At 61.3% G+C, this 25,712-nt stretch carries 29 protein-coding genes; 13 read left to right on the top strand and 16 right to left on the bottom strand.

Annotation, left to right across the window (positions count from 1 at the left end; translation table 11 throughout):
* Genes Q1K31_RS12885 through Q1K31_RS12870 form a run of 4 tightly spaced genes read right to left on the bottom strand, consistent with a single transcriptional unit; the run spans position 1 to position 1,814 of the window.
* Positions 1-435 (bottom strand): group III truncated hemoglobin, encoded by a 435-nt coding sequence (locus Q1K31_RS12885; RefSeq protein WP_300380208.1) that lies wholly within the window; start codon positions 433-435, stop codon positions 1-3.
* Between the two features lie 53 nt (positions 436-488).
* On the bottom strand, positions 489-989 hold the full coding sequence (locus Q1K31_RS12880; protein ID WP_300380206.1) for a CreA family protein: 501 nt from the start codon (positions 987-989) through the stop codon (positions 489-491).
* 55 nt (positions 990-1,044) lie between these two features.
* Positions 1,045-1,290 carry a helix-turn-helix transcriptional regulator gene (locus Q1K31_RS12875; protein WP_300380204.1) on the bottom strand — a complete coding sequence of 82 codons (246 nt, stop codon included), beginning with the start codon at positions 1,288-1,290 and terminating at the stop codon, positions 1,045-1,047.
* Between the two features lie 17 nt (positions 1,291-1,307).
* Positions 1,308-1,814, bottom strand: a complete 507-nt coding sequence (locus Q1K31_RS12870) for a DUF2975 domain-containing protein (RefSeq protein WP_300380202.1) — start codon at positions 1,812-1,814, stop codon at positions 1,308-1,310.
* Positions 1,815-1,953: 139 nt separating this feature from the next.
* Between Q1K31_RS12870 and rdgB the strand changes: the two genes are divergently transcribed.
* Complete coding sequence (rdgB, locus tag Q1K31_RS12865; RefSeq protein WP_300380200.1) at positions 1,954-2,553, top strand: RdgB/HAM1 family non-canonical purine NTP pyrophosphatase; 600 nt, start codon at positions 1,954-1,956, stop codon at positions 2,551-2,553.
* A complete protein-coding gene (hemW, locus tag Q1K31_RS12860) occupies positions 2,550-3,716 on the top strand; it encodes a radical SAM family heme chaperone HemW (protein WP_300380198.1) in 1,167 nt (388 codons plus the stop codon). Before rdgB ends, hemW begins: the two co-directional genes overlap by 4 nt.
* Before the next feature lie 41 nt (positions 3,717-3,757).
* On the opposite strand, the gene Q1K31_RS12855 is transcribed toward hemW, so the two are convergent.
* A complete protein-coding gene (locus tag Q1K31_RS12855; protein ID WP_300380196.1) occupies positions 3,758-4,567 on the bottom strand; it encodes an SDR family oxidoreductase in 810 nt (269 codons plus the stop codon).
* Positions 4,554-5,642, bottom strand: coding sequence for a class I SAM-dependent methyltransferase (locus tag Q1K31_RS12850; RefSeq protein WP_300380194.1), 1,089 nt, complete (start codon positions 5,640-5,642; stop codon positions 4,554-4,556). The genes Q1K31_RS12855 and Q1K31_RS12850 overlap by 14 nt, the downstream gene beginning before the upstream one ends.
* A 163-nt stretch (positions 5,643-5,805) precedes the next feature.
* On the opposite strand from Q1K31_RS12850, the gene Q1K31_RS12845 reads away from it, so the two are divergent.
* Complete coding sequence (locus Q1K31_RS12845; RefSeq protein WP_300380192.1) at positions 5,806-6,594, top strand: hypothetical protein; 789 nt, start codon at positions 5,806-5,808, stop codon at positions 6,592-6,594.
* Positions 6,595-6,700: 106 nt separating this feature from the next.
* Here the strand turns inward: Q1K31_RS12845 and Q1K31_RS12840 are convergent, their stop codons facing one another.
* The 3 genes from Q1K31_RS12840 to Q1K31_RS12830 are packed head-to-tail and all read right to left on the bottom strand — an operon-like array spanning position 6,701 to position 10,954.
* Entirely contained in the window at positions 6,701-8,269 is a 1,569-nt protein-coding gene (locus Q1K31_RS12840) for an acetolactate synthase large subunit (RefSeq protein ID WP_300380191.1), read from the bottom strand.
* A 40-nt stretch (positions 8,270-8,309) separates the two neighbouring features.
* Entirely contained in the window at positions 8,310-10,175 is a 1,866-nt protein-coding gene (locus Q1K31_RS12835) for a feruloyl-CoA synthase (protein WP_300380189.1), read from the bottom strand.
* Positions 10,172-10,954: an ion transporter gene (locus Q1K31_RS12830; protein ID WP_300380187.1), complete on the bottom strand. Its 783-nt coding sequence runs from the start codon at positions 10,952-10,954 to the stop codon at positions 10,172-10,174. The genes Q1K31_RS12835 and Q1K31_RS12830 overlap by 4 nt, the downstream gene beginning before the upstream one ends.
* Positions 10,955-11,117: 163 nt before the next feature.
* On the opposite strand from Q1K31_RS12830, the gene Q1K31_RS12825 reads away from it, so the two are divergent.
* Both Q1K31_RS12825 and Q1K31_RS12820 read left to right on the top strand, forming a co-directional pair.
* Positions 11,118-12,794 carry a S41 family peptidase gene (locus Q1K31_RS12825; RefSeq protein WP_300380185.1) on the top strand — a complete coding sequence of 559 codons (1,677 nt, stop codon included), beginning with the start codon at positions 11,118-11,120 and terminating at the stop codon, positions 12,792-12,794.
* Positions 12,791-13,159, top strand: coding sequence for a hypothetical protein (locus Q1K31_RS12820; protein ID WP_300380184.1), 369 nt, complete (start codon positions 12,791-12,793; stop codon positions 13,157-13,159). Before Q1K31_RS12825 ends, Q1K31_RS12820 begins: the two co-directional genes overlap by 4 nt.
* On the opposite strand, the gene Q1K31_RS12815 is transcribed toward Q1K31_RS12820, so the two are convergent.
* From Q1K31_RS12815 to Q1K31_RS12800, 4 genes are all read right to left on the bottom strand, one after another.
* Positions 13,137-14,546, bottom strand: coding sequence for a M20/M25/M40 family metallo-hydrolase (locus tag Q1K31_RS12815; RefSeq protein ID WP_300380182.1), 1,410 nt, complete (start codon positions 14,544-14,546; stop codon positions 13,137-13,139). The two genes, Q1K31_RS12820 and Q1K31_RS12815, sit on opposite strands and share 23 nt — an antisense overlap.
* A gap of 239 nt (positions 14,547-14,785) precedes the next feature.
* Positions 14,786-15,403: a sulfotransferase family protein gene (locus tag Q1K31_RS12810; protein ID WP_300380180.1), complete on the bottom strand. Its 618-nt coding sequence runs from the start codon at positions 15,401-15,403 to the stop codon at positions 14,786-14,788.
* 109 nt (positions 15,404-15,512) lie between these two features.
* Positions 15,513-16,856: a dihydroorotase gene (locus tag Q1K31_RS12805; RefSeq protein WP_300380178.1), complete on the bottom strand. Its 1,344-nt coding sequence runs from the start codon at positions 16,854-16,856 to the stop codon at positions 15,513-15,515.
* A 69-nt stretch (positions 16,857-16,925) separates the two neighbouring features.
* Complete coding sequence (locus Q1K31_RS12800; RefSeq protein ID WP_300380176.1) at positions 16,926-17,375, bottom strand: hypothetical protein; 450 nt, start codon at positions 17,373-17,375, stop codon at positions 16,926-16,928.
* 217 nt (positions 17,376-17,592) lie between these two features.
* On the opposite strand from Q1K31_RS12800, the gene Q1K31_RS12795 reads away from it, so the two are divergent.
* Complete coding sequence (locus Q1K31_RS12795; RefSeq protein WP_300380174.1) at positions 17,593-18,411, top strand: folate-binding protein; 819 nt, start codon at positions 17,593-17,595, stop codon at positions 18,409-18,411.
* Here the strand turns inward: Q1K31_RS12795 and Q1K31_RS12790 are convergent.
* A complete protein-coding gene (locus Q1K31_RS12790) occupies positions 18,408-18,764 on the bottom strand; it encodes a DUF488 domain-containing protein (protein ID WP_300380172.1) in 357 nt (118 codons plus the stop codon). The genes Q1K31_RS12795 and Q1K31_RS12790 overlap by 4 nt on opposite strands.
* Before the next feature lie 62 nt (positions 18,765-18,826).
* Between Q1K31_RS12790 and Q1K31_RS12785 the strand changes: the two genes are divergently transcribed.
* The 4 genes from Q1K31_RS12785 (at position 18,827) to Q1K31_RS12770 (ending at position 21,773) form a co-directional block, all read left to right on the top strand.
* Positions 18,827-19,429, top strand: coding sequence for a DNA-3-methyladenine glycosylase I (locus Q1K31_RS12785; protein WP_300380170.1), 603 nt, complete (start codon positions 18,827-18,829; stop codon positions 19,427-19,429).
* On the top strand, positions 19,426-19,635 hold the full coding sequence (locus tag Q1K31_RS12780) for a hypothetical protein (RefSeq protein WP_300380168.1): 210 nt from the start codon (positions 19,426-19,428) through the stop codon (positions 19,633-19,635). The genes Q1K31_RS12785 and Q1K31_RS12780 overlap by 4 nt, the downstream gene beginning before the upstream one ends.
* 122 nt (positions 19,636-19,757) lie before the next feature.
* On the top strand, positions 19,758-20,876 hold the full coding sequence (locus tag Q1K31_RS12775; protein ID WP_300380166.1) for a beta-ketoacyl-ACP synthase III: 1,119 nt from the start codon (positions 19,758-19,760) through the stop codon (positions 20,874-20,876).
* Positions 20,877-20,894: 18 nt separating this feature from the next.
* Positions 20,895-21,773, top strand: coding sequence for a pirin family protein (locus tag Q1K31_RS12770; RefSeq protein WP_300380164.1), 879 nt, complete (start codon positions 20,895-20,897; stop codon positions 21,771-21,773).
* On the opposite strand, the gene Q1K31_RS12765 is transcribed toward Q1K31_RS12770, so the two are convergent.
* Positions 21,770-21,919, bottom strand: coding sequence for a hypothetical protein (locus Q1K31_RS12765; RefSeq protein ID WP_300380162.1), 150 nt, complete (start codon positions 21,917-21,919; stop codon positions 21,770-21,772). The genes Q1K31_RS12770 and Q1K31_RS12765 overlap by 4 nt on opposite strands.
* Positions 21,920-22,074: 155 nt before the next feature.
* On the opposite strand from Q1K31_RS12765, the gene Q1K31_RS12760 reads away from it, so the two are divergent.
* Together Q1K31_RS12760 and Q1K31_RS12755 are read left to right on the top strand one after the other, a co-directional pair.
* A complete protein-coding gene (locus tag Q1K31_RS12760; protein WP_300380160.1) occupies positions 22,075-22,701 on the top strand; it encodes an HD family hydrolase in 627 nt (208 codons plus the stop codon).
* Positions 22,698-23,645 (top strand): NAD regulator, encoded by a 948-nt coding sequence (locus tag Q1K31_RS12755; RefSeq protein ID WP_300380158.1) that lies wholly within the window; start codon positions 22,698-22,700, stop codon positions 23,643-23,645. Before Q1K31_RS12760 ends, Q1K31_RS12755 begins: the two co-directional genes overlap by 4 nt.
* Before the next feature lie 3 nt (positions 23,646-23,648).
* On the opposite strand, the gene Q1K31_RS12750 is transcribed toward Q1K31_RS12755, so the two are convergent.
* Positions 23,649-24,479 carry a rhomboid family intramembrane serine protease gene (locus Q1K31_RS12750; RefSeq protein ID WP_300380156.1) on the bottom strand — a complete coding sequence of 277 codons (831 nt, stop codon included), beginning with the start codon at positions 24,477-24,479 and terminating at the stop codon, positions 23,649-23,651.
* On the opposite strand from Q1K31_RS12750, the gene Q1K31_RS12745 reads away from it, so the two are divergent.
* Positions 24,460-25,641: an acyl-CoA dehydrogenase family protein gene (locus Q1K31_RS12745; protein WP_300380154.1), complete on the top strand. Its 1,182-nt coding sequence runs from the start codon at positions 24,460-24,462 to the stop codon at positions 25,639-25,641. The genes Q1K31_RS12750 and Q1K31_RS12745 overlap by 20 nt on opposite strands.
* The last annotated feature ends 71 nt before the right edge of the window (positions 25,642-25,712 follow it).

Here is a 25,712-nt window from a genome sequence, read left to right as displayed (position 1 = left end):
CTAGTCCACCCTCTCCAGCCCGAACATCGCCAGCTTCAGGCTACGGGCGATGCGCTCGGCGCGCTGCATGAAATAGTCGACCGTTTCCTCACTGTCGGAAAGGTCTTCCAACGTCTCGCGGAAAAGACCGAGCCAGATGACGAAATCTTCCGCTGATACACCGTCCAGTTTTGTGTGTGCAGGCACCGGCTTACCAGAATAGCGCCCGGCATTCATCGCAACAGAGGCCCAGAAATCCTTCAACTTGGCGAGATGGGCGTCCCATTCATCCCCGATCTCGTCATTGAAGATCGGGCCGAGCCGGGGATGGGCGCGGACACGCGCATAAAAGGTGTCGACCAGCGTAGAGATAAACGCCTCATCAATGCCAAGCCGGGCGGCATTGGCCTCAATCTCTTCCCGCCGTGCAGCGGCACTCCGAACCCTGAAAGTCATAAGATAGATATGCCCCCGGCCACGCAGCCATGTAACTGCGGCATGTCGCCTGCCTACTCGCCCACAGGCTTCTCCCGGCCTTCCCAGCTGACCTCCACATCCCAGAGCGGGACGGTCGACAGGCTCATCTTTGCCGAGCCGTCGACCGGCTTCCTCGAAAACGAGACATACATCATCGCGTCCGCTTCGCGGTCATAGATGCGGCGCACGGCGAGCTGCTTGAAGATCAGCGAGCGGCCCCGGTCCCAGACTTCCTCGCCCGACCGGTCGAGGTCGATCCGGCCAATCGTCACCGGCCCGGTCACGCTGCACGAGATCGAGGAGTTGGAAGGGTCCTCGAACCAGTTGCCCTTGCCCAGCCGGTCCCAGACACCGCGGTCGAAATAGGCGATGTGGCAGGTAATGCCCGGCACTTTCGGATCTTGCAGACGGTCGATCTTGATCTCGTTGCCAAGCCAGTCATTCTTGAACTCGCCCGCTTCCCGGTCGCCCCCGCAGGCGGCGAGGACAAGGCCCGCCGCACCAAGCGCGCTGAGTCTGGATAAGGTTTTCATGAAAAGATGAACCTGTTGCCGGGGGCAGAGGTTCCGGCGACCCACGGCCTTACGGTCAGGCCGCTTCCTCGTCATCGGCGGCTGCAGCGTCTCCGTCTTCCTCGTCGAATATGAGAATGTCACCGGGCTGGCAGTCGAGCTCCCGGCAGAGCGATTCCAGCGTGGAAAAACGCACCGCCTTGGCCTTGCCCGTCTTCAGGATGGACAGGTTGGCGAGCGTGACGCCGACCCTGTCGGAAAGTTCCGTCAGGGACATGCGGCGCTCAAGCAGAACGCGGTCGAGAGTTACACGAATGGCCATATTGTCTGGTCGGCCTCCTAAATCGTCATCTTCTCTTCCTCACGCAGCCGGGACCCTTCCCGGAAGACCTGCGCAAGGATGAAAAGCGCCACAACGGCAGCCCACGCGGCAAGATTAATGCTGAGCCTCAGCGGCTGGTCGGTGCCAAGGTCTACAAAGCTGTTCAACAGTATAACGGTCAGATAGCGCCCAAGCTCCACAAGGGCGATGGCAATGGCGATCCGGGTCAGCCGCGGGCCGTTCTGCGGCACGAACGGGTCGCCCGCCGCCAGCGTCGAAAGGATGCGCCTGAGCTGGACACACACATAGATGATGCCCGGCGCGAACACGACCAGGCTTGCAAGTCCGGCAACGAACTGTCCGGGCTTTACGCCTTCCACATAGGCTTCCATGCCAGGAATGCGGATCACCCCGCCATTCAGGCTGCCGATAAGGCCGGCGCCGATAAGAAGAAAGGCGGCGATGCCGCATATGACGGCGATCCAGATGACGACCTGCATCAGCATTGAAAGGACTGCGGCCATGGAGTTTTGCTTCCGGATCGTCATATCTTAAGTCTTCAAAACCTCGATCATGAGAAGGGTTTCTGGGCCCAAACACGTAATTTACCGTTAAACGATAATACTATTCAGTCAGAAAGCAAGATTGGAGCCACATACATCCATGACTCGCACGCTCGGAAAAGGCCGTCTCGTTGCGGCAACCCACAACAAGGGAAAAGTCAGGGAGCTCAAGGACCTGTTCGAACCAGCCGGGCTGGAGGTCGTCTCCGCCATTGACCTGGACCTGCCCGAACCCGAAGAGACCGAAAAGACCTTCGCTGGCAATGCCCTTCTCAAGGCACGCGCGGCGGCGAAAGCGACAGGCTCTCCGGCCCTCTCCGATGACAGCGGCCTGGCTGTCGAGGCGCTGGATGGCCAGCCCGGCATCTATTCCGCGCGCTGGGCCGGTGAGCCGCGCGATTTCAATATGGCAATGGAAAAGGTCGAAGCGGAACTGGCCAGGATGGACGCAGACAACCGTCGTGCAAAATTCGTCTGCGCGCTCGCCGTTGTCTGGCCGGACGGCCATGAAAAGGTCTATGAAGGCGAGGTCCACGGCGAGCTTGTCTGGCCCCCGCGTGGCGAGAAAGGCTTTGGCTATGACCCGATGTTCGTGGCTGAAGGCGAGAGCGACACCTTTGGCGAGATGGACCCGGCGAAGAAGCACGCCATGAGCCACCGCGCCGACGCTTTCAGGAAACTCAGGGCCGCGCTGCTTTGATTTCCACCGCGCTGCCCTTCGGCCCGGCTTACGGGTTCGGCCTCTATATCCACTGGCCCTTCTGCACGAAGATCTGCCCGTATTGTGACTTCAACGTCTATGCGGCGAAGGACAGGGATAATGATGCGCTGGTAAAGGCCCTGTCCGACGATCTTGCCCGCCATGCCCGTACGCTGGAAAGCCACCCTCGGCTCAGCTCCATCTATTTCGGCGGCGGCACGCCTTCTCTCATGGCACCGAAAGACATTGCAGGCCTTATCCAGCAAGCCGAGACCCTGTTCGGCCTTGAGAGGGACACCGAAGTCACGCTGGAGGCCAATCCGAATGACGTGCTCTCCGCCGATCTTTCGGCCTGGTCAGATGCGGGCATCACCCGTCTTTCCATCGGCATCCAGTCCCTCGACGATGAGGCGCTCAGCTTTCTGGGACGCGATCACGACGCCGTCGGGGCCCAGCGCGCGGTCGAACGGGTCGCCCGCCATTTCCCCAACCATTCGATCGACCTGATCTATGCCCGGCCCGGCCAGCCGCCCGAAGACTGGGAGAAGGAACTCTCCGCGGCACTCGGCCTCGGCGCACCGCATCTTTCGCTCTACGAACTGACAATCGCCGAGCGAACTGCCTTTGGTAAACGTGCCAAACGCGGCGAACTCATCCCGATGCCGGATGACGACCAGGCCGATCTCTATGAATTGACCCAGCAAGTCGCCGAGGCGCATGGGCTGCCAGCTTACGAAGTGTCAAACCATGCCCGCGCGCCGGAGATGTACTCGCGCCATAATCTCACCTACTGGCGTGGCGGGGACTGGATCGGTCTCGGCCCCGGCGCACACGGGCGCCTCACCCTTGATGGTCAGCGCCTTGTCACACATGCTCCGCTCAGACCCGGAGATTATAGAACAGCGGTCTCCAGTACCGACGGTCTTGCAGGCGAAAAACTTTCACCGCTCGACAATGCGCGCGAACTCCTTGCCCTCGGCCTGCGCTCTGATGAAGGCTTTGACACAACCCGCCTGCAAAAGCTGACCGGCATCCCGGTTCCAGCAGATGCCATGAGCGGCATGAAAGAAGCCGGCCTGCTGAAACAGGACGGCAGACATATCACCCTGACGCGCGAAGGCCGCTTGCTGGCCGACCGTGTCGCGGCCGAGCTGTCGCCGTGACCCGCCAGGCCCTGTTAAAACAGGGTGGTGGCGGGGTCTGACTACTCCGTCTTGCGAAAGCGCCTGCCCTGCCGTTTCATGATCTCGCGGCCCAGCGGTTCGGGCAGAATCCGCGTCAGCGTCGCGACGCCCTTGTTCACCGCGCCTGGAACGACAACAGGCTGTCCGCGCGAGACGCCCTGCATACCCGCCGTCACAACAGGCCCAGCCTCCATCCACATCCACTCGGGGGAGTCCTTGGCCATTTCACGCGTGCCATTCACATCGTGGAACTCGGTGAATGTGAAGCCGGGGCAAAGCGCACAGCAATTGATGTCATGTCCCGCCGCGTTCGCCTCCGCCTGAAGGCTTTCGGAGAACTTGATCAGGCCCGCCTTCACGCTGGCATAGAGCGTGTGGCCATTCGAGCCCGGCGCATACCCGGCAAGCGAAGCGACATTGATGATCCGCCCGAAACCGCGCTCCGCCATGCCGGGAAGCAGCTTGTGAACAAGTTCTATGGGCGCATGATAGAGCACGCGCAGGAAGGCTTCCTGCTCTTCCCAGCTCGTATTGAAGAACGTCCCCGGCAGGCCATAGCCGGCATTATTGACCAGCCCGTCAGGCGTCCGCCCGGCCTCTTTCAGCTCACCGAGAATGGCATCGACGGCACCCTCGGCGGCCAGGTCCTGCGTGATGACCAGCGTGGCGACCTTGTACTTTTCCTCGATCTCACGAGCCAGCGCATCCAGCCGGTCGGCCCGGCGTGCGGTCAGCGCCACGTCCCAGCCCTTGGCGGCATACTGGCGGGCAAATTCCGCACCCAGCCCCGCAGATGCGCCTGTAATCAGGACAAGCCTATTCCCCGCCATGCTCTGCCTCCCCGGCCTTGCGCCAGACATTCACCTTGGTCAGGAAGGCGATCTCTGTGCGTTCCAGCGCGAAGCCCGCCTCGCTCATGGGCGGCGCGAAATCATAGGCCAGATACGCCTTGTAATAGGGCTCGTGAAAGCCTTCCGGAAAATATTCGAGGATGCCATCCAGGCCCTCATTGTCGCCGAACTGGAGACTGTCAGCGATAATGAACACGCCCCCCGGCTTCAGCACGCGCGCCGCTTCCTGGAAGACCTGCTTGCGTGTCTTCTCCGGCAGCTCGTGGAACAGGAAGACCGAGACGATAATATCTTGCGAGGCGTCCTCCAGCGGCATTGTCTCTGCCTGCCCCTCGATGATCTCGACATGCGGCCAGTCGGCGACCATCTCGCGCGCCCGCTCGGCATAGTTGGGCGACAGGTCCAGCCCGGCAGCCTTCAGGCGCGGGAAGGCTCGCATCGTCTGGCGCAGGAAGCGCCCGGTCCCGCAGGCGAGGTCCAGCAGCGTGACATCGCGCTGGTCGCGGCCCTTCACTTCACGCGCAATCTCGGCCAGCGCGGCCCTGCGCATCGCGTCGCCTGCGCCGGTAAACAGCGCCTCGACCTGATGATCATAGAGTTTCGCACTCTCGTCAGACAGCCAGCCATCGGTCTGGTAGTGGAAGTTCTGGCGGTAATACGCCGGATAGCGGTTCGAGCCCTCAAGCTGCTCACGCACCTCGGTTCCGTCACGCGCGACACGTCTGCGGTCGACTTCGGCGACATCCTTCAGGAAATAGCCAGCCCGGCGCACCGCCTTTCCCATGTCCGCCATGCGCACATCTTCCGGCGGCGGATAGAGCCCCGCCTCAATGTTGGCGCGGTCTTTTGCAAACAGCCGGAAATAACTCGCACGGAGCTCTTTCGTGTCGACCGGGTTGGTCGGCTTGAATGGCGGCTCGCCGGGCCGGTTGAACCCTGCGGAGCGGCGCTTGGCAATTACATACTGTGCGCCATACCAGGCCGAGCGAAGACCCTGCGCGGCTGTGTAGCGCGCCCGGCCGACATTTTTTCCTGTTTCGTCGAGTAATCCCATGTCCCTCAATATTGGGCAGCAGCAACCATGCGTCCAGTGGCACGTTTAGTGCATTGAATATACGGCGATTTACTCTTCAGCCTGCATTCAGGTGAATATGTTAATGTGCAGCCTGAAGACGAAGGGCAAAGACGCCCTCCCCGTCGTGAAAGGAGTTAACCCCATGATTCGCATGGCAATTCTCGGCAGCGCCGCTGCACTTACCCTGAGCCTTCCGGCAGCTGCCCAGCAGTATGGACATTCTGGCTATGGCTATAATGGCTATGGCCAGCAGACACAGGGGTATTACGACGCCAACTGCGAACGCGAACGCCGCGCCAACCAGACCGCAGGCGGCCTTTTCGGCGCCGTGGCAGGCGGGCTCCTGGGCGCAGCACTGGCAGATGGCGATGATGACAACCGCTACCGTCGTGGCCACCACCGTTATTCCCGTTATGGACGGGGATATAACCGCGGTTATGGGCGTGGCTATCATCGTGGCTATGGCCGCCGCCACTACCGCGACAATGATGACGGCAACCAGGCTGCTGGCGCGATTGCCGGTGCCCTGATCGGTGGTGTCGCAGGCAGCGCTCTGGCAGGAAGTTCCACGAACTGTAACCAGCAGGCCTATGGTCGCCAGGACAATCACCGCTATGGCGGCTCTAACGTTCCTGCACCGACCCGCCAGCCCTATGGCAATGCCTGGAAAAACAACAATGCCCGTCGCGTGACGTATAATGACAGCTACAATCAGGACGCCTATGACCTGCGTCCCGGTGAAGAGCTTTATGGCAGCTCACCCCAGAGCAATCCCGCCTGGAACAACCCGGAATATGGCGCGACCACGCAAGGCTACAATGCCGGCTATTCCGCCCCTCAGAACACCGGCGAGTGCCGCACCGTCTATCGCGGCAGCCAGCCTGCCACCGCCTGTAATGTCGGCGGCGACCGCTGGGAATTTGTAGACTAGGTCAAGATCGAAAAATCACCCCTGAACGAGGGCCGCGATCCGTCGCGGCCCTTTTTTATGAGCTCTCAAGAGGCGCCCTCGCATCCATTCCGATGGTCGCGGCCGATCACCCCGGCACAATCGCGGCGATCAGGCGCGGGCCGGTATTCTTCATCGCCTCTTCAAAGGCCGCATCGAAATCCTCGCCCGTCGTGACCGCTGTGGCGGGCATACCGAGGGACTCCGCGAGGCTCACCCAGTCGATGTCCGGCCCGCCGATTTCCAGCATGTCCTTCGCCGCCGGGCCGGGATTGCCCGCGCCAGTACGCGCCAGTTCGATGTTCAGGATGCGGTAGGTGTGATTGACGAAGACGATGGTCGTCACATCGACGCCCTCGCGCACCATGCTCCACAATGCCTGATTGGTGTACATGCCGGCCCCGTCGCCGGTCAGCGCGATGACTTTACGGTCCGGTGCGGCCACGGCTGCGCCAAGCGCCAGCGGCAGGCCCTGCCCGATGGCGCCGCCTGTCAGCCCCATCCAGTCATGCGGCTCGGCCCCGATGTTCGACAGGAAGACCGGCATGGAATTCGACACCCCGTCATCGGAGACGATGGCATTCTCAGGCATGTGGCGGGCCACGCTCGCGCCAACGGCCCGCGCATCGAGATCGCCGGTCCGCATCTCCGGGATTTTCAGCGGCGTCGGATCGGCCGCCTCATTCGCGCCCATTGCATCGGCGAGCGCCTTCAGGGAGGCCGCGCTGTCTGTATCGGCTCCGCCAAGGTCCAGCGTCTCGCAGCCTTCCGGCACGAGCAGGCTCGGCTTGCCCGGATAGGCGAAGAAAGCCGCTGGAAGATGCGTGCCCGCCGTCAGCATCAGATCGCTGCCTTCAAGATCCTCCATCGCGCCTTCGGCGAAATACTGCATCCGGTCCGGGCTGAAGAGGCCCGCGCCGCGGCGCATCCTGGCATAGAAGGTGTCGGTGATGATCCGCACACCCGCTTTTTTCAGGCGTGCAGCAGCCTGAAGGCCCTCCTCGCCAAGCGCTGTCCCGTTGATGAGGATGACCGGGCTTTTCGCCTTGCCGATCGCCTCGACCGCGGCGTCGATGACACTCGCGGGTGTCTGGCGCAGCGGCGGGCGCTTCGCATCGCCGCCCTTCTCCCCACCCTCGGTCCAGGCCGAATCCGCAGGCAGGATCAGCGAAACCGGCCCCGGCTCCGGCCCGAAACTCGCACTCCAGGCTTCCGCCGCCAGCTTGCCGGTCACTTTCACGCTGTCAGCGGACTTGATCCAGACCGAATTCGGCCCCGCCATGCCCATGATGTCGGAATTCAGCGGGGCATCATACTTGCGATGATCGACGGCATGATCGCCGATGACGTTGATCATCGGCGTCTTGGCGCGCTTGGCGTTATGGATGTTCGCCCCGCCATTGAGATAACCCGCCCCGAGGTGCAGCAGCGTCATCGCCGGCTCGCCCTTGATCCGGGCATAGCCATCGGCCGCCCCGGTCGCCACGCCCTCGAACAGGCAAAGCACGGACTTGATCCGCGTCTCCCGGTCGAGCGCGGTGACAAGGTGCATCTCCGATGTGCCCGGATTGGCGAAACAGGCATCCACACCATTGTCCGCCAGTGTCGAGACCAGCGCATCTGCGCCTGTAAGGTTTGTCGTGTCGCTATCGGCCATGTCTGAAACTCCCTGTACGGACGGCTTGTCTCCACCGTCCTTAATTGATCTCGATAATCTCTTCGTCGCGCGGGCTCGCATAGAGGCGCTCGACCTCGCCTGCCCGAAGGCTCTGCACCCGGCCCTGATTTATATAGCCTTTCTCGGTGATCTCACCGGCATCGGCCTTCGGCATGTCGGGCTGCAGCAGGATGCGCGACACCCGTGCGGCGGCATTGGGGTGGCGCCGGTTATGTTCCTGCAGCCCTTCCTTCACGGCTCCACGCACGGTCTCGTCATGCGCCAGCTCGTCGAGGCCGACATTGCGCCCGGTCTTGCGGCGGCACCAGCTCTCATTGAGAAATCCGAGCAGCGCGATCTCGTTTTCGTTCAGCCCACAGACGACCACGTCGGAGAGTGGTCCGCCCACAGCTTCGACGGCCTTCACCCGGACGGTGCCCGCCGAAACCCATGTCCCGTTGGCAAGCTTGAACTCCTCGGCAATCCGGCCATTGAAGGCGAGGCCCTTTTCCGGATTGTCCGGATCGGCGAACTTCACCGCATCGCCGAGCTTGTAGAAGCCTTCATCGTCAAACGCTTCTGCGGTCTTCTCCGGATTTCGGAAATAGCCCTGCGTGATGCCTTCCCCGCGCACCCGGCACTCCATCTTCTCGCCGACCGGCGCGAGCTTGAATTCGCATCCCGGCAGGGGAAGCCCGATCAGCCCCATCGTGTCGCTCGGCCAGTGAACATTGGAGATGGTGGGGGAGGTTTCAGTCGCCCCATACCCCGCGCTGAGGCTGATCCGTTCCCCGGTGACATCGACAGCCACCTTCTGGATCCGCTCATAGATGTCCTGCCCCATCGACGCCCCGCCATAGGCCATCACCATGATACGCGAAAAGAAGGTCTTCGCCAGTTCACGGTCCTGTTCCAGCTCGGTCGCGATCACCGCCCAGGCCGCTGGCACAGTGGTGTGCTGGGTCGGCGCGATTTCGCGCAGATTGCGCAGCATCTCCGGCAGGCGGGCCGGCGTCGGCGCGCCCCAGTCAATGTAGAGAGTGCCGCCCCAGTCCGTCATCGAATGCAGGATGGAATGTGCGCCATAAGTATGGCTCCAGGGCAGGAACGAGACCATGACCTGCGGGCCATCCGAAAGCGCCTCGAGCCGCTCAACATCCCAGACTGAGCGGATCATCTTCACCATGGAGGCGATGTTGCCATGCGTGTTGATCACCGCTTTCGGCTCACCTGTGGACCCCGAGGTCAGCATGTATTTCGCGACCGTCTCCTCGCTCAAGCGGTCATAGGCAAGATCGACAAAGCTGGTCGGGACCTTGGCAAACTCTTCCAGAGACTGGCTGGTCACACCGGAAGGCCTGTTCTTGCGGTAAAGCACCAGCCGGTCGCCGACCTCCATGCCGTCCAGGCCGCGCTGATACTCATCACCGTCCTCGACATAGATGATCGCCGGGCTGGTGAGATTGTCGATATGGTTGAGCCGCGCGAAATCCTGGCTCAGTGTCGCATAGGCCGGGGTGACCGGCACAACCGGGCTGCCGGCCCACATCGCAGCATACATGACGAGCGCATTCTCTATGGCATTTCGCGAGAGGATCATGACCGGGCTATCCGGCCCTGCCCCGGCATCGACAAAGCCCTGGGCCAGCTCACGGATACGGGCAAGCCCCTCAGCATAGGTCATATTTTTCCAGCCCGGCTTCGACGGGTCGTCCGGGTCGCGCTGGGCCAGCCACACACGGTCCGGATCGGTCGCCGCCCAATAGACGAGGGGGGCCAGCATGTGCGGCGGGTGCGGACGTTTCGGCTGGCCATTCCTGAGCAGGATGCAGCCATCCTCGCGGTGTTCGACCTCCAGCTTCTGCGGCAGGTAGGGAATCTCGCGGAACGGGATGTCAGACGTCATTGAATTCCTTCTGTCTCGATCTTGATTGGCTCGCCGCAGTGCTTGCAATGGATCGCATCACGGTCATGGCGGCTCAGCCCGCAGGTCTCGCATTCGCAGTCCACCTTATAGTCCGGCTCCATGATGGCACGCAAGAGCTGCAGGAAAAGCGACAGGCCGAGCACCATGATGAGCACCGAGAGAAGGCGCCCGAACTGGTTCTCCATGATAATGTCGCCATAGCCCGTCGTCGTCAGGCTCGACACCGTGTAATAGAGTGAGTCCAGATAGGTGCTGATATCCGCGTTCCGCCCAACCTGCGTGGCATAGACGATCGCGGCCATCACGAAGACGAAAACGACAAGATTCGTCACCTTGTCGATGATCCGTTCATGGCGCTGGAAGAACGGCGTCAGCACCTTTACCCGCCGGATAAAGGTGAAGGCCCGCACGGCCCGCACCGCACGCAGAATGCGCAGGAACGCAAAGTTCGACACCAGCAGCGGCGCAAACATCGTCACCACGACCACCATGTCGGCCCAGTTGATCCAGCGCGTGAAGAAGCGAAGCCTGTGCTTCTCGATGTAGAACCGTGCCGCCAGGTCGAGTGCGATGATCGCACCGATCACATAGTCGATCAGGAAGTGCGTGCGCCCGCTCTCGGCAAAAGGGGCCCAGAGAAAATACGCAATCGTCGCGAAGTCGAAGATCAGCAGCGCCCAGCGAAACCAGAAGGACGCCGTGCCCGTGCCCTCATAGAGCCAGAAAATCTGCCTGTTCAGACCGCTTCGGTCGCTCATGCCACTTGCCCTGTGCCGTTTGCCCGGCTGTTCGTATTGCTGTCTCACACGATCTAGACCGTACCGGACCGGAATGACAAATCAGAACGTATCCCCTGATGAACAGGCCTTGCGCCCCTTCCGTGCAACGCTACCGTCAGGGTTGAATTGTCAGGGAGACCTCATGCTGAAGACGACCGCGCCCTCCGTCTCGCTGCTGGCTGCGGCAGCATTTGCAACACTGTCCGCCTGTGGCGGCGGGGGAGGCGGCGGAGGCGGGGCAAGCCCACCACCTCCACCACCACCTCCTCCGGCCGGACCATCAGGGCCCGATTACACCCCTGGCGTGTTCGAGGAGGCCAGCACCTTCAGGCACCAGTGCGAGACCCCGCGGTCGGGGACGAATATCGAGGGTGACCCGTTTCCGGATGAACAGGGCAGCCTGGTGGAAGAGCTGTTCTGGCTGCGCTCCTGGACCAATGAGACCTATCTCTGGCCCGATGAGGTGCCTGACCTCGATCCGTACGATTACAACAACCGTGTCACCTATTTCGACCGGCTGAAAACCAGCGAGACCACCGCCTCCGGCGCCCCGAAGGATGATTTCCATTTCAGCCAGCCGACGGAAGAGTATCTACGCGCACGTAACTCCGAGCCCGAACCCGGCTATGGCGCGAATTTTGTCCTGATTGCCAACACACCACCGCGCGAAGTTCGCGTGATCTACTCCGAACCGGACTCACCTGCCGCGGAAGAAGTGAATGGTGTGCAGAATCTCATCCGCGGCAGCGAGATCCTGACCGTGGACGGGGTCGATGTCGTCAACGCCAATACGCAGGCTGAGATCGACACAATCAATGCCGGGCTCTTTCCAGATACGGCAGGGGAAACACACACCTTCACAGTGCAGGACCCGGGGGCTTCCGACACCCGCACGATCAGCCTCACAGCCGGTAACATTACGCGCCAGCCGGTTCAGTCGACCACCGTGCTCGACACGCCGGGTGGCAAGGTCGGCTATATCCATTTCACGACATTCAGCCCGTTCTCTTCGGAAGAGCAGATCCGCGATGCCATGCAGACGATGGCCAGCGAGAACGTGACCGATCTCGTCCTCGACCTGCGCTATAATGGCGGCGGCCTGCTCGCAGTGGCCAGTCAGCTCTCCTACATGATTGCCGGGGATGCCGCGACCAGCGGTCGGGCTTTCGAACAGCTGCGCTTCAACGCCGCTGCCGGAAACATCAATCCGGTCACCGGCAACCGGAATGACCCCATCCCGTTCTACACGACGGGTCAGGGCTTTTCCGTTGCCAACGGGACGGCTCTGCCAAGCCTCGATCTTGATCGCGTTTACGTCCTGTCGACAGGACGTACATGCAGCGCCAGCGAGTCCGTCATCAACGCCCTGCGTGGCGTTGACATCGAAGTCGTCCTGATCGGCGACACGACCTGCGGCAAGCCCTTCGGTTTCTACCCCACCGGCAATTGCGGGCGCACCTATTACTCGATCCAGTTCCAGGGCGTGAACGACAAGGGCTTCGGCGATTATGCCGACGGCTTTGTGCCCCAGAATGCCACATTCGATTTCGGCGTGCAGACACCAGGCTGCCGCGTCAGTGACGAACTCACCGAACAGCTTGGACAGGCGGGCGAACCTCTTCTGGCCGCTGCCCTTCAATACCGCGATGACGGCACCTGCCCGGCCCCACCCGCCAGCTCAAGCGGGGAGAAGACAACCGCAAGTGCAGACAGCCGCCAGATTGACGACGGCGTCGCGCTGGACAAGCCTGCCGCGCCAGTCTTCGAAACCAATCGCGACATGACCATGCCCGGCGAATACAATGAGCGGACACGATGAACCTTCAGGCCACCTTTACAGCATTCTTCGCCGCCACGCTCGGGCTTGGAACCGCCGCCTGCCAGACAGGCGGCGAACGCGTGCCTGCGACGCTGACCAGTCCCGATGAGGCAACGCTGGCCAGTGTAAAGGAAGTGCTCTCTGACGCTCTCGGGCGCGCCCGCATCCGGCTCGGCCCGGAAGACCTGACGGCATCGACAAGCCTCAGCGTCCTGCCGCCGCCGCTCGGGCCAAACGAGACGCGGAGCCCGGCCGTGCCTACACACTTCGATATCGTCACCAATGGCAGTGCCTGTTTCCTGGTCCGCCAGGAAACAGGGGAAAGCTACCGCCTCGACGGCATCAGCTGCCAGCCAGTTCCTTGAGGATGACGTACCAGTGGTCGAGGCCGTCATAGAAGCTGTCGACCGGCAGGCGCTCGTTCAGCCCGTGGGCATAGGTATCGCCGGATTTGGCGAAGGCACCTGAAATCCCCACCGTGTCATAGCCGCGGTTGCGGTAATGCATCCCGTCCGTGCCACCTGAGGACATGTGCGGAAAGATATCAAGCTCCATTCCCCGCTCGGCGAGGGCCACCTCCAGCGCAGAGACCACCTCATCCGGCACCTGCGACTCAGGGCTTTCGACGAGGTCGGAGATCAGCTCGAACTTCACATCCTCATTGTCGACAACCTCTTTCAGCGTCGCTTCCGTCGCATCGATGCCGACACCGGGAAAAATGCGGCAGTTCACCGTCGCCGTGGCCGATTGCGGCAGCGCATTCTCGGCATGGCCAGCCTCCAGCATGGTCGCCACGCAGGTCGTGCCCGTCGTGCCGCGTGTTTCGGGATTGGCGCGCAGGGCCGCAATCGCATCCTCATTGTCCGGGTTTTCCGCAAACGCCGCCATGGCCGCGCCAAGCACGCCGCCCTTGCGCGCGCTGGCCGCCTCGAAATAGGCCCGCGTCAGCTCGCTCGAACGGACGGGAAACTTATGTGCCTCGATCTTTTTCAGCGCATCGGCCAGTTCGTAGATCGCATTGTCATCGCGCGGCCGCGAGGAGTGCCCGCCCGGATTGTTGATCGTCAGCTCGAAGGTTGCATAGGTCTTTTCCGCGGCCTGCACGCTGTAATAAAGTGCCTTGCCGTCCTCGCCGAGTGCGCCGCCCCCGGCATCGCTGTTCAGCACGAAAGCCGGGTCGATATTCTCCGCGGTGTATTTCGCCTGTGCGCGCGTGGACACCATGCCGGTCTCCTCGTCGCCTGAGAAAGCCAGGACAATGTCACGGTTCGGGCTCCAGCCCTCTTCCTTCAGCCGGATAAATGTCGAGACGAGGTTGGCCACGCCATACTTGTTATCGGCGGTACCGCGCCCGAAGAAATAGCCGTCTTCCTCGGTCAGCTCGAAGGGGGCGCGTTCCCAGTCCTTCGCCAGCGCATCAACGACGTCCATGTGCGCGAGGATGACGATGGGCTTCTGCTCAGCCTCGCCATCGGCGCGGTACCAGACCATCAGGCCCTGCGTCGCCTCGCCGTCATTGTCATAATCACGGACCTGGATGTCCTCATCGCTGAAGCCCGCTTTGCTAAGTTGTTCCGAGAGATAGCTGACCATCTCCGGCACCTTCTCCTGCCCGCGTGCGGTGCGGATCTCGACGACATTCTCATAGATGTCGCGCGCCATCTCTTCATGCGCGGTGCGCTCCTGCGCGGCCGCCGCCGGGGCAATGGCCAGCGCAGCAACGGAAACAAGCAGGCTCAGTCTGGAAATCATGGAAGTCCCTTTCATCTGGCACGCGGAAGGGCCGCGCGCACGTGATTTGCGCCAACCATACTCATATCGCGGCAGGAGTCAGGGGTGGATGGAAATTTGGGGTTTCGATGAGATCATGAAGCTACGGAGGATCACGCCTCGCTTACTCCTCAGCCTGCAACTGACCCCATAGGTCAATTCCGGCATATCCTTTAGCATGCCGTCGACCATGTCGGTGAATACTGCAATGAGCCAGCGCTCTAATTCTGCCCCGTAACAAGATCCCAGAACTCAGCCCGATTGTTCGTTCTCGGAAAGGGTTCGTCCGGTGCCTCGACGCCAAGGAAGTCGCAGAGTGGCCCCCAACCCTGCCTGACCTCGAAGACAAGCAACTGGTCAGCCGGGATGGTCTGTTTGACCGCCTCATTATGTGCCTCGAACCGCTCTATCAGCTCGGCGTCAGTCAGTCCGTCAGGAAACCCTGTTCGCGCGATAACCCCGTGCGCCATTTCCAGCCAAGGCTGCATGTGCGGGGGCGCATTTTCCCGGTCCTCAATCAGTTTTGCAATTGTGCCACCAAAACTCGCCGCCCAGCTTTCCGGGCTGCGTGTTGAAAGGATGTACTTCGCATCCGGATAGGCTGTGTAAAGCTCCTCGTAGAAGCCAGCTGTCGGCCAGTCGACACTGCTGGAAAAGCCGTCGAAAATCTCTTCCCAGTCTGGCTTCCCCGCCAGCGCACCGTTCCACTGCGGAACCCGTTTCTCGAGATCATTGAAGACGGCTTCCATGTGATAGCACGGTCCGAAACCCAGCTGCTCAAGCGCCAGTTTCAACGACATCGTCCCCGTCCGGCCGAGGCCGGCACCAATAATTTTCATAATCGTCCCACCCATTCAGGCAACCCGCCCAATTCGAAGGGCTCGAAGTTACCAAGGCAGGGATGTTAACGGGAAAATCGGAAAGCGACACCCTAAATATCGAGAACGCCTAAACCCCGGCCGGCTCCAGCGTCTCGTTGAAGGCGACCGGCCTGCCGCCGCCCTTCTGGGTGATCTCGCCGTCGCGCATGACGAAATTGCCACGCACAATGGTGGCCACTGGCCAGCCCTGCGCCTCGAAGCCATCATAGGGCGTCCAGCCGCACTTGGCCTTCGACCATTCCTTCGTGATCGTTTCCTTGCGCTTCAGGTCCACGACCGTGAAATCGGCATCATAGCCTTCCGCAATCCGCCCTTTGGTGGCGATGCCGAAGACGCGCTGCGGCCCGGCACTCGTCAGCTCGACAAAGCGGCGCAGGGAGAGCTTGCCATTGTTCACATGCGTCAGCATCACCGGCACGAAGGTCTGCACACCGGGCATCCCCGACGGCGAGGCCGGATAGGGCCTGAGCTTCTCCTCGCGGGTGTGCGGGGCGTGATCTGTCGCCACGACATCGACGATCCCGGCATTGAGCGCACGCCAGAGCGCGTCCTGATGGCGCTGCTCACGCACCGGCGGGTTCTGCTGGGCAAAGCCCTTCAGCCGATCATAGCAATCCGGCGCGGCCAGCGTCAGATGGTTCGGCAGCACTTCGACAGAGGCGACATCCTTCGCGTCACGCAGTATGTCCATCTCTTCCGCCGTCGAGATATGCAGCACGTGAATCCGCTTGCCGGTCTTGCGCGCGAGCCTGAGCAGGCGTTTTGTCGAGGAAACAGCCGCTTCCACGTCGCGCACCTCGATATGGCTGTGCCAGTCGCCTTCGCGGGCCAGATGGCGGCGCTCCTCCAGGCGGTACTCGTCTTCGGAGTGGAAGGCCGCCCGGCGCTTGATTGCGCGCAGCACCGCCTCGACACCTTCATCATCCTTGACCAGCAGGTCACCAGTCGAGGCCCCCATGAAGACCTTCACCCCGCAGCACCCCTGCATCTGCTCCATCTCGCCAAGAAGGTGCGTGTTCTCGTGCGTCGCCCCGGCATAGAAGGCATGGTCGACATCCATACGGCCCTTCGCACGGGCGAGCTTGTCGCGCATCATGTCCGGTGTCGTCGTCGACGGGTTGGTGTTCGGCATCTCGAAAACGGCTGTCACACCGCCGAGCGCAGCAGAGCGCGCCTCGGTCTCGAGGTCAGCCTTGTATTCCAGCCCCGGCTCACGGAAGTGGACCTGGCTGTCGATCACGCCGGGCAGGACGTGCAGGCCGGTCGCGTCATAGGTCTCGCCCGCGCTGGCTGCGTCGAACTTGCCGATGGCGACGATCTTGCCGCCGCGCACCGCGACGTCCACTTGCTCTTCGCCACCGGGCGACACCACGGTGCCGTTTTTCAGGATCAGGTCATACGTCTCGCTCATGACCCTGTTATGCGCTTCTGAAGCCGCGATGTCACCAATAGGGTGACATTCAAAGCATCAATTGAGACCTTAAGTCCGCACCCGCTTGTTGAAGCGCTCGATCAGTTCGTCGATCTGGTCGCCGGTCTCTTCGAGCGAATAGTAAAAGCCATTATAAGTACGCGGCTGCGGTGCGTTGCGGCTGTAGCCACGCATATACGCCACACAGGCGTCAGGGTGGTAGACATCAACAGCGCGGGCAAACCGGGCACGCACATCGAGATATTCCAGCCGCATCGCCTCGGCGCGCTCAAGCCACAGCGCCGGCTCGCAGGCCCGGAAGCGCACATCGCAATCATCGAGCGCCAGAAATCCGGCTTTCAGCTCAGGCCTCACCTCTTCGAGATAACCTGCCGTCCTGTCGATCGCGCCCTTCAGGCGTTCGACATCCTGCTCACAGGCGCTGCGTGACTTCTGGCTCTGACAGCCACTTGAGATGAAAGCGAGGCCAAGAACGGCCGGGATCACGAAAGCTCTCAAGGTCAACCCCTCCTGCACCGGACTTGGGCGGTCCGAATCATCGCCCGCGCCTGACTTCATCCTTTTCTGACATGGCCCGTATGGCAAGGCCGGGCCAGAACCACGCGATTCCGGACCGTCCTCACACCACCGCTACACCGCTGTCACACCATCAAAAGGCCGTTTATTTCATGGACCGGGGGTGGTGCATCCGGGTGGAGATATTAAATCCCTTCCCATGGAAACCTCGATCCTCCCCAACCGCTCCATCCTCGTCCTCGACGGCCCGGACACGCTCGCCATGCTCGAGCGCCTGGTGACCAGCAACACCCATGACTGGGAGGTGGGTGAAGCCCGCTACGGCGCGCTTCTCACTCCGCAGGGCAAGGTCATCGCGGACTATATCGCGCACCGCACCGAAAACGGCGCCCTCCTGGACACCGCCACACATGCGGTCGGCGACCTTTCCAAGCGGCTCAAGATGTTCCGCCTGCGCGCCAAGGTCGAGATCGATGTCGATGGTAAACAGGCCGTGGCCATTACAGATGACGGCACAGCCGATCCGCGCTCACCCGATCTTCCAAAGCGCGCCATCGTCGCACTCGGTGACGCGCCTGAATTAAACCAGGAAGACTGGGACGCGATCCGCATCCCCGCAGGCGTTAGCGAATGGGGTTTCGATTTCACCGGGGCGGAAGTCTTTCCGTGGGAAATCAACATGGACCGGATGAACGGCGTCGACCTGAAAAAAGGCTGCTTCGTAGGCCAGGAAGTTGTTTCACGCATGCACAGGCGGGGCAAACTGCGCAAGCGTACCGTCGTTCTGGAAGGTGAAAATCTCGAGGCCGGACAGGATGTTACAGCGGGCGGCACGCTCGGCAGCATCACCAGCGCCAGCCCGACCCATGCCCTTGCGCGTCTGCGCGTCGACCGTCTCGCCAAGGCGCTGGAAGACGGGGAAAGCCTGTTGGCGGGAGACAGCCCTGTCCAGCTTGTCGAGACCGGCTGGCTGAAGGATGAAATGGCCGCAGCGCTCGCACCGTCCGGGGCCGACTAGCCCTTCAGCAGATAATCCCGCAGCGCGGTTGCGTTATTCTGTTCTGTCTGCTTGCTCGCAAAAACCAGCGTGATCCGGCCCTTGCTCGCTGCTTCCTTTAGCGTCTGCACGCCTTCTGCGGCTTCATCCTTGCCAAGCTCGGCTTCATAAGCCTTGACGAAATTGGGCCAATTCAGCGCGCCCTCATGATAACGCTGGCGCAACTCGTCACTCGGCGCGACGCTTTTCAGCCAGTCCGTCAGGTCAGCTTTTTCCTTAGAAACCCCGCGTGGCCAGAGCCGGTCTACCAGGTAACGTGCCCCATCGGATTTATCCGCACTCTCATAGGCCCGCTTTACACGAATATCGCTCATCTCGCCTGCCTTTCACGTCTTACTGTCTTGGCAAGCCTGCCGCAGCCTGCCATTCAATCCATATGGGACTGAACCTCTCGCCTGACACCTCCCTGCCCTGCCGCTGGGCACCGGCAGATGACGCGCTTTACCGCGCCTATCATGACGAGGAATGGGGCGTGCCGGAATACGACCCCCGCGCACTCTGGGAAAAGCTTCAGCTCGACGGAATGCAGGCGGGCTTGTCCTGGATCACCATCCTGCGCAAACGCGAGAACATGCGGGAAGAATTCGAAGGTTTCGTGCCAGAGCGCATTGCCCGCTGGGATCAGGAGCGCATCGAAAAAGCACTGCAAAATCCGGGTATTATCCGCAGCCCGAAAAAGATACAGGCCATGATCGGCAATGCCCGCGCCTATCTTGCCATGCAGGAAAATGGCGATGACTTCTCCGAATGGCTCTGGGCCTTTACGGGCGGCAGGCCGATCGTGAACCAGCTACGCGATGTCAGCGAAGTCCCGGCCAAGACGCCACTTTCGGAAGACGTTTCGAAAGCGCTCAAACAGAAGGGCTTCAAGTTCTGCGGCCCGGTCATCGTCTACGCCTTCATGCAGGCGGTCGGCATGGTCAACGATCATGAAACGCGCTGCCCGCGCCACAAGGAAGTCCAGGAGAAGCACGCATGAAGACAGTAACTGGTATGGCTATCGCCGGCCTTTTCATGCTCGGTGGCTGCGAGAGCTGGCAGCGCCCCTATGTCGACAACAGCGCGGCATGTGACGACATCGTCGACTCGAAAGACCGGCTCGACTGCTATGAACGCGCCCGCCAGGCCGAAGCCGACTGGCGCGAGGAAAAGCGCCGCGAGAAAGATGACCGCGAAGAGGACTGAGAGGCCATTGGCCCCGTAGAGCAGCCCGAGGCTCGACGCCCTGCCCACACGGGTCTAATTTCCCCGCCAGACACCGAATCTCGTCAGGGACTACAGGTCAGACGCTTGGGAGGGCACGACACATGAACCCCGTCATTTCCGCGACAGGTCTATGGACCCCGCCACATTCCGTTACGAATGCCGAACTCGTCGAGAGCTTCAACGCCTGGGCCGACAAGTGGAACAGCGAGAACAAGGCTGAAATCGAGGCCGGCACGCTGGAAGCGAAAACGCATTCTTCTGTCGATTTCATCGAGAAAGCCTCGGGCATCAAGTCGCGCTATGTCGTCGAGAAGACCGGCGTGGTCGACCCGGACTATATGCGCCCGAAAATTCCGGAACGCCCGAACGAAGAGCTTTCCATACTGGCTGAAATCGCTGTTCTGGCGGCCAATCAAGCGCTTGAGCGCGCTGGCCGCGACGCAAAAGACGTCGATGCGGTCATCTGTGCGGCTTCCAACATGCAGCGCGCCTATCCGGCCATGGCCATCGAGGTCCAGGAAGCGCTTGGCATTGACGGGTTTGCCTTCGACATGAACGTCGCCTGCTCATCTGCCACGTTCGGCATTCAGACAGCGGCCGACTATATCCGTGCGGGCAACGCGAAATCGGTCCTCATGGTGAACCCGGAAATCACGTCCGGCCACCTCAACTGGACTGACCGCGACAGCCATTTCATCTTCGGTGATGTTGCCACGGCCGTGCTTGTGGAGGCTGAAGACATCGCGCCAGACGATCACTGGAAAATCCTCGGCACCCAGCTGAAGACCAGGTTCTCCAGCAATATCCGCAACAATTTCGGCTTCCTGAACCGGGCCGATCCGTCCGGTATCGGCACACATGACAAGCTGTTCGTCCAGGAAGGCCGCAAGGTGTTCAAGGAAGTCGTGCCGATGGTTTCGGAGATGATCCTGTCAGAAATGGAGCGGCTGAAGCTCAAACCTGAACAGATGCGCCGTCTCTGGCTGCATCAGGCCAATGCCAACATGAACCGGCTGATCTCATCGCGCGTGCTTGGCCATGAGGCGAGCGAGAATGAAAGCCCGACCGTGCTGGACGAGTACGCCAACACCTCGTCTGCCGGCTCGATCATCGCCTTCCACAAGCATTCCGAAGACTTCCAGCCCGGCGACACCGGGCTGATCTGCTCTTTCGGCGCGGGCTATTCAGCCGGCACGGTGTTCGTGGAACGCGCGGGCTAACCTGTCTGTTTAAGGCGTATGACCCAGAGACAGCTCAAAGCCACATATCCCGCCCACCGCGATGACATAGGCGACCTTATTACGCGCCGACCTCTGCCCGGGCCGGGCGTCGATCAAGTCGACCCGTTCCTGTTTCTCAATCATCACGGCCCGCAGACCTATACGCGCGGCAATAATGGTCTGCCCTTCGGGCCGCACCCGCATCGGGGTTTCGAGACTGTGACCTTCATCCTCGAAGGCAGTCTCGCCCATATGGATACAGGCGGGCATGAGAGCATCATCCATGCGGGCGGCGTGCAGTGGATGACAGCTGGCTCAGGGCTCATACATGCCGAGCTGTCGCCGGACGAATTCAAGCGTGAAGGCGGGAATCTGGAAATCCTTCAGCTCTGGGTGAACTTGCCTGCAAAACTGAAACTGACCGAGCCACGCTATACCGGTGTTCAGGCTGAGGCGATCCCGGCTATCACTACGAACGAAGGGGCGGTCCTTCATCTCGTTTCAGGCACCTATGAAGACAGGCCAGGGCCGGTAGAGTCCCTGACAGGCGTTTTCATGTCGATGGTGTCGCTGCCAGCGGGAACAACTATCACCCTGCCCGCACCCGAAGAACGTAACGTCTTCTTCTATGTCGTGCGTGGCAGCATCGAGACCGGCGGACAGCGGGTTGAGGCCCACAAGCTGGCTGACTTCTCACCAGACGGCGATTCAATCGAGATTGTTTCGAAGGAGGACAGCTTCGTCCTGTATGGTCACGCAGAACCGACCAATGAGCCGATTGTGGCGCGCGGGCCTTTTGTCATGAACACCGAAGCTGAAATCCGGGATGCAATCTCGGATTATCAGGAGGGCAAATTCAATCGCGCGCCGGACTCTGTAGAGGCCTCGAAAACCTAGGCCCAGTCTTCGTCTTCACCGATGTCGCCCCATAGGACCCGCCGGCTGGAATGGGCGGCCTCGATCACTACGATCACGGCCGCCCCGGCCAGAACCCACCATGCTGTTGCAGGATTACCTGCCGCATTCATCACCATATCCACCATATCATCACGCCTCGGTTTTATTATCGTCTGGCAGGATCTGTTATCGCCTGAGACCCTTAACGACACCTTCGCAAGATGCAGGCCAATACAGCCCGATTCGTAACTGAAATGCGCCCTTTTCTTTACCCCGCTCCCCAATGAGCTAAACAGGGCCCATGAGTTCACGCCCCTCCCCCGTATCGAAAAAAGCGCCTGCACGTGTCTGGCAACGCATGCTCTCCGGGCGGCGTCTCGACCTCCTGGACCCATCCCCGGTCGATATCGAAGTGGACGATATTGCCCATGGCCTCGCCCGGGTCGCCCGCTGGAACGGGCAGACCCTCGGCAACCATGCCTTTTCGGTCGCCCAGCACAGTGTGGTCGTGGAATCGGTCTGCGCCGTGCTCGAGCCGGGCCTGAAACCCTCAGAACGCCTTATGGCGCTGCATCATGACGCCGCCGAATACGTGATCGGAGACATGATCTCGCCCTTCAAGGCGGTGCTCGGTGACAGCTACAAGGATATCGAGAACAGACTAACTGAGTCGATCCATATCCGGTTCGGCCTGCCTGCCCGTATGCCTGCAAGCCTGAAGCGCCTGATAAAGCGCGCCGATCATGTCTGCGCCTGGTATGAAGCCACGCAGCTTGCCGGATTCAGCGAAACCGAGGCAGACCGTTTCTTCGGTTCACCGCCACGCACAATCGAGCTCAAGCTCAGTCCGGAAGCCCCGATCACCGCGCAGAAATCCTTCATGACCCGTCATGAAACCCTGCTTGCAGAGATGGAGGGCCGCCGGTGACGACAGCCCTCATCATTGGCCTGTCTGTCGTGATCGTTGCCATGGATGGCGAGAAGCCGTGCGTCCTCGTCATCCGCCGTGACAAAGGGCTGTCGGCCCTGCCCTTCGGGACATTCGACCCGGGCCGGCACCGGACTTTCGAACTTGCCCTGCATGGCTGGGTGCGCGAACAGACGGGCTTTGACCTTGGCTATGTCGAACAACTTTACACCTTCGGGGACCGGGACCGAGAGACACCGGAGGCCACACTGGCCGATGCCCCGGCCAATGCGCGTGTCGTCTCTGTCGGCTATATCGGGCTGACACCTGACCAGACCCGCCTGCCGGAACGCCTCAAGGCGAGCTGGCGGGGCTGGTATGCGCATTTTCCGTGGGAAGACCATCGTGGCGGACGCCCGGCCATTATCGACGATACCATCGTCCCGCGCCTGCAGACGTGGGCCGCCGGACACGAGACCCGCCAGTCACGCGTCAACCTGGCCTTTGGCCTGGACGGCCAGGAATGGGCCGACAGCCGCGTTCTTGAACGTTACGAACTTCTCTATGAGGCCGGGCTCGTCACAGAATGTGCACGCGATGCCGGACTGCCCCTGCCGGATGTCAGGCTGGGTGAGCCAATGGCCTCCGACCACCGCCGCATCCTCGCCACCGCGATGGGCCGCCTGCGCGGGAAAATCCGCTATCGCCCGGTCATCTTCGAATTGATGCCGGAACGGTTTACACTCTCAGCCCTGCAATCGGCCTGCGAAGGCATACTGGGACAGCGGCTTCACAAACAGAACTTCCGCCGCGCATTGGACCGGACAGGGCTTGTCGAGGGGACAGGCGAGATGATGGACCGGACCGGTGGGCGCCCGGCCGAGCTTTACCGTTTCTGCCGCGAGAAGCTACGCCGCAGCGCCGCGCTTGGCATCGCCACGCCCGCCATCAGGCGCGACGGCTAGCCCTCAACGCAACCGCAGGCGCGGATTGAACAGCGCCACAATGAACGGAAATAGCACGAACCCTCCGGCCAGCCCGCCAATATGGGCCGCCCAGGCAAGCTGCATCCCGAACAGGGACTGGGTGATCGCATTGCCGATCACAGCGATCACAACGTTGATAACGAGCCACGGAGCCGAAAGCCGGACCGCGCCCCTCAAGCCGCCCATAAGCCAGCCGCCTGCTGCAAAGAACCCGGAAAGGGCCGAAGAAGCCCCGATAGCGGTAATCTTCTCACTGACGATCCATGACCAGCCGAGCTGAAACAGTGCGCCAGCTGCGGCGCACAGGAAAAAGAAGAGCAGGAAACCGACCGCCCCTTTCATGCCCGGCCCCATAGCTTTTGCGATAGCCGGACCGAAAGCGACCATCACCGTCATGTTCATGATCAGGTGGAATAGCCCGCCATGCAGGAAGACATGCAGGAAGACCGGCCCGATCGCGCCGAACGGCCTGCCGATATAGTTTATCTGCGGATCATGGATCAGAGCGAAAGCATAATAGAGCCAGTTCAGCACTTCATCGCCGGCCAGAAAGCCGATAGCCGACACGCCGATTATTGCTGCTGACAGGATCAGCACTATGGCCGGAAAGCCATTGAAAACCGGCTCGCGCGGACGCTCCAGGCCGTCGGAAGAGGATGTGTATCGAAGCACCATGGAGATATGGGGCAGACAGTGACGCGTTAAAGTCTGTGCCTGCGTGTCGCCTGCAAGCGCACGCCATATCCCGACGTCACGGATTGAGTTTACCGTTTCAGGCGTCAGGATCGTGCACATGGCAAAATATCGCGACATTACCTTCGACAGCCTCCGCGCGCCTGCCCCGTGGATGGACGACACCCACGCCATGTGGCGCAACTCTGTTCGCAGCTTCGTGGAGAAGGAACTCGTTCCCAATATCGACGAGTGGGAAGAAGCTGGCCGGATTTCACGCGATGTCTTTCCCAAGGCGGCCGAAGCCGGCCTGATCGGCATGGGCTATCCGGAAGAGTATGGCGGTGCGGGCACAGAGTATGACCGCTTCCACGGCACGGTTACCTCTGAAGAGCTTGCCCGCATGGGTGCCGGCGGTGTGTCGTCCGCCCTGATGATCCACGGTATCGGCCTGCCGCCTGTCATGGTCGGCGGCAGCGAAGACATGAAACGCGAGATCGCACCGCAAGTCCTGTCAGGCAAAAAACAGATCAGCCTCGGCATCACAGAACCCGGTGCTGGCTCCGATGTCGCCCAGCTCAAGACCAGTGCCAAACGCTCCGGCAATGGCTGGGTGGTCAACGGGGCGAAGACATACATTACAGGCGGCATGACCTCGAAATGGCTGACTACGGCTGTACGCACAGGTGGACCGGGCATGGGCGGGGTGTCGCTTATGCTCATCGACCTGGAATCGGAAGGGGTTTCACGCACGGGTCTGGACAAGATGGGCTGGTGGGCCTCTGACACGGCGACCATTCACTTCGATGATGTCTTCGTGCCGCCGGAAAACCTCATCGGCGAGGTCGACAAGGGCTTTCTGGGTGTCATGGCAAATTTCAATGGCGAACGCCTTGGCATGGCGGCACAGGCTGCTGCCTATGCGCGGGTCTGTATCGAGGAAGCTGCCGCCTGGGCCAAACAGCGCGAGACCTTCGGCAAGCGGCTGGCCGACCATCAGGTCATTCGTCACAAGATTTCCTCGATGGCCCAGCGGGTCTGGGCGACAACCGCCTTTCTCGACCAATGCACCTGGCGCGTCCAGAATGGGGAAGCCCCGATCGCCGAACTTGCCATGTTGAAGGTACAGGCCACGGAAACGATGGAATTCTGCGCCCGCGAGGCCATGCAGATCCTCGGTGGGGCAGGCTTCATCCGCGGCCACAGGGTCGAGCGGATCTACCGCGAGGTTCGTGTCATGGCGATCGGTGGCGGATCTGAAGAGATCATGCGCGATCTCACAGCCCGGCAACTCGGCCTGTAGATCAGGCCGACGCCGTAGCATCTCCAAAGCAATCTCGCCGTGGGCGGAACCCTTTTTTCTGTCCGTCCGTT

This window comes from Henriciella sp. (assembly GCF_029936995.1).
In the GTDB taxonomy this organism is placed as follows: Bacteria; Pseudomonadota; Alphaproteobacteria; order Caulobacterales; family Hyphomonadaceae; genus Henriciella.
The sequence above is the reverse complement of the archived record's forward strand: the minus strand, read 5'-3'. Positions and strand labels throughout refer to the sequence as shown.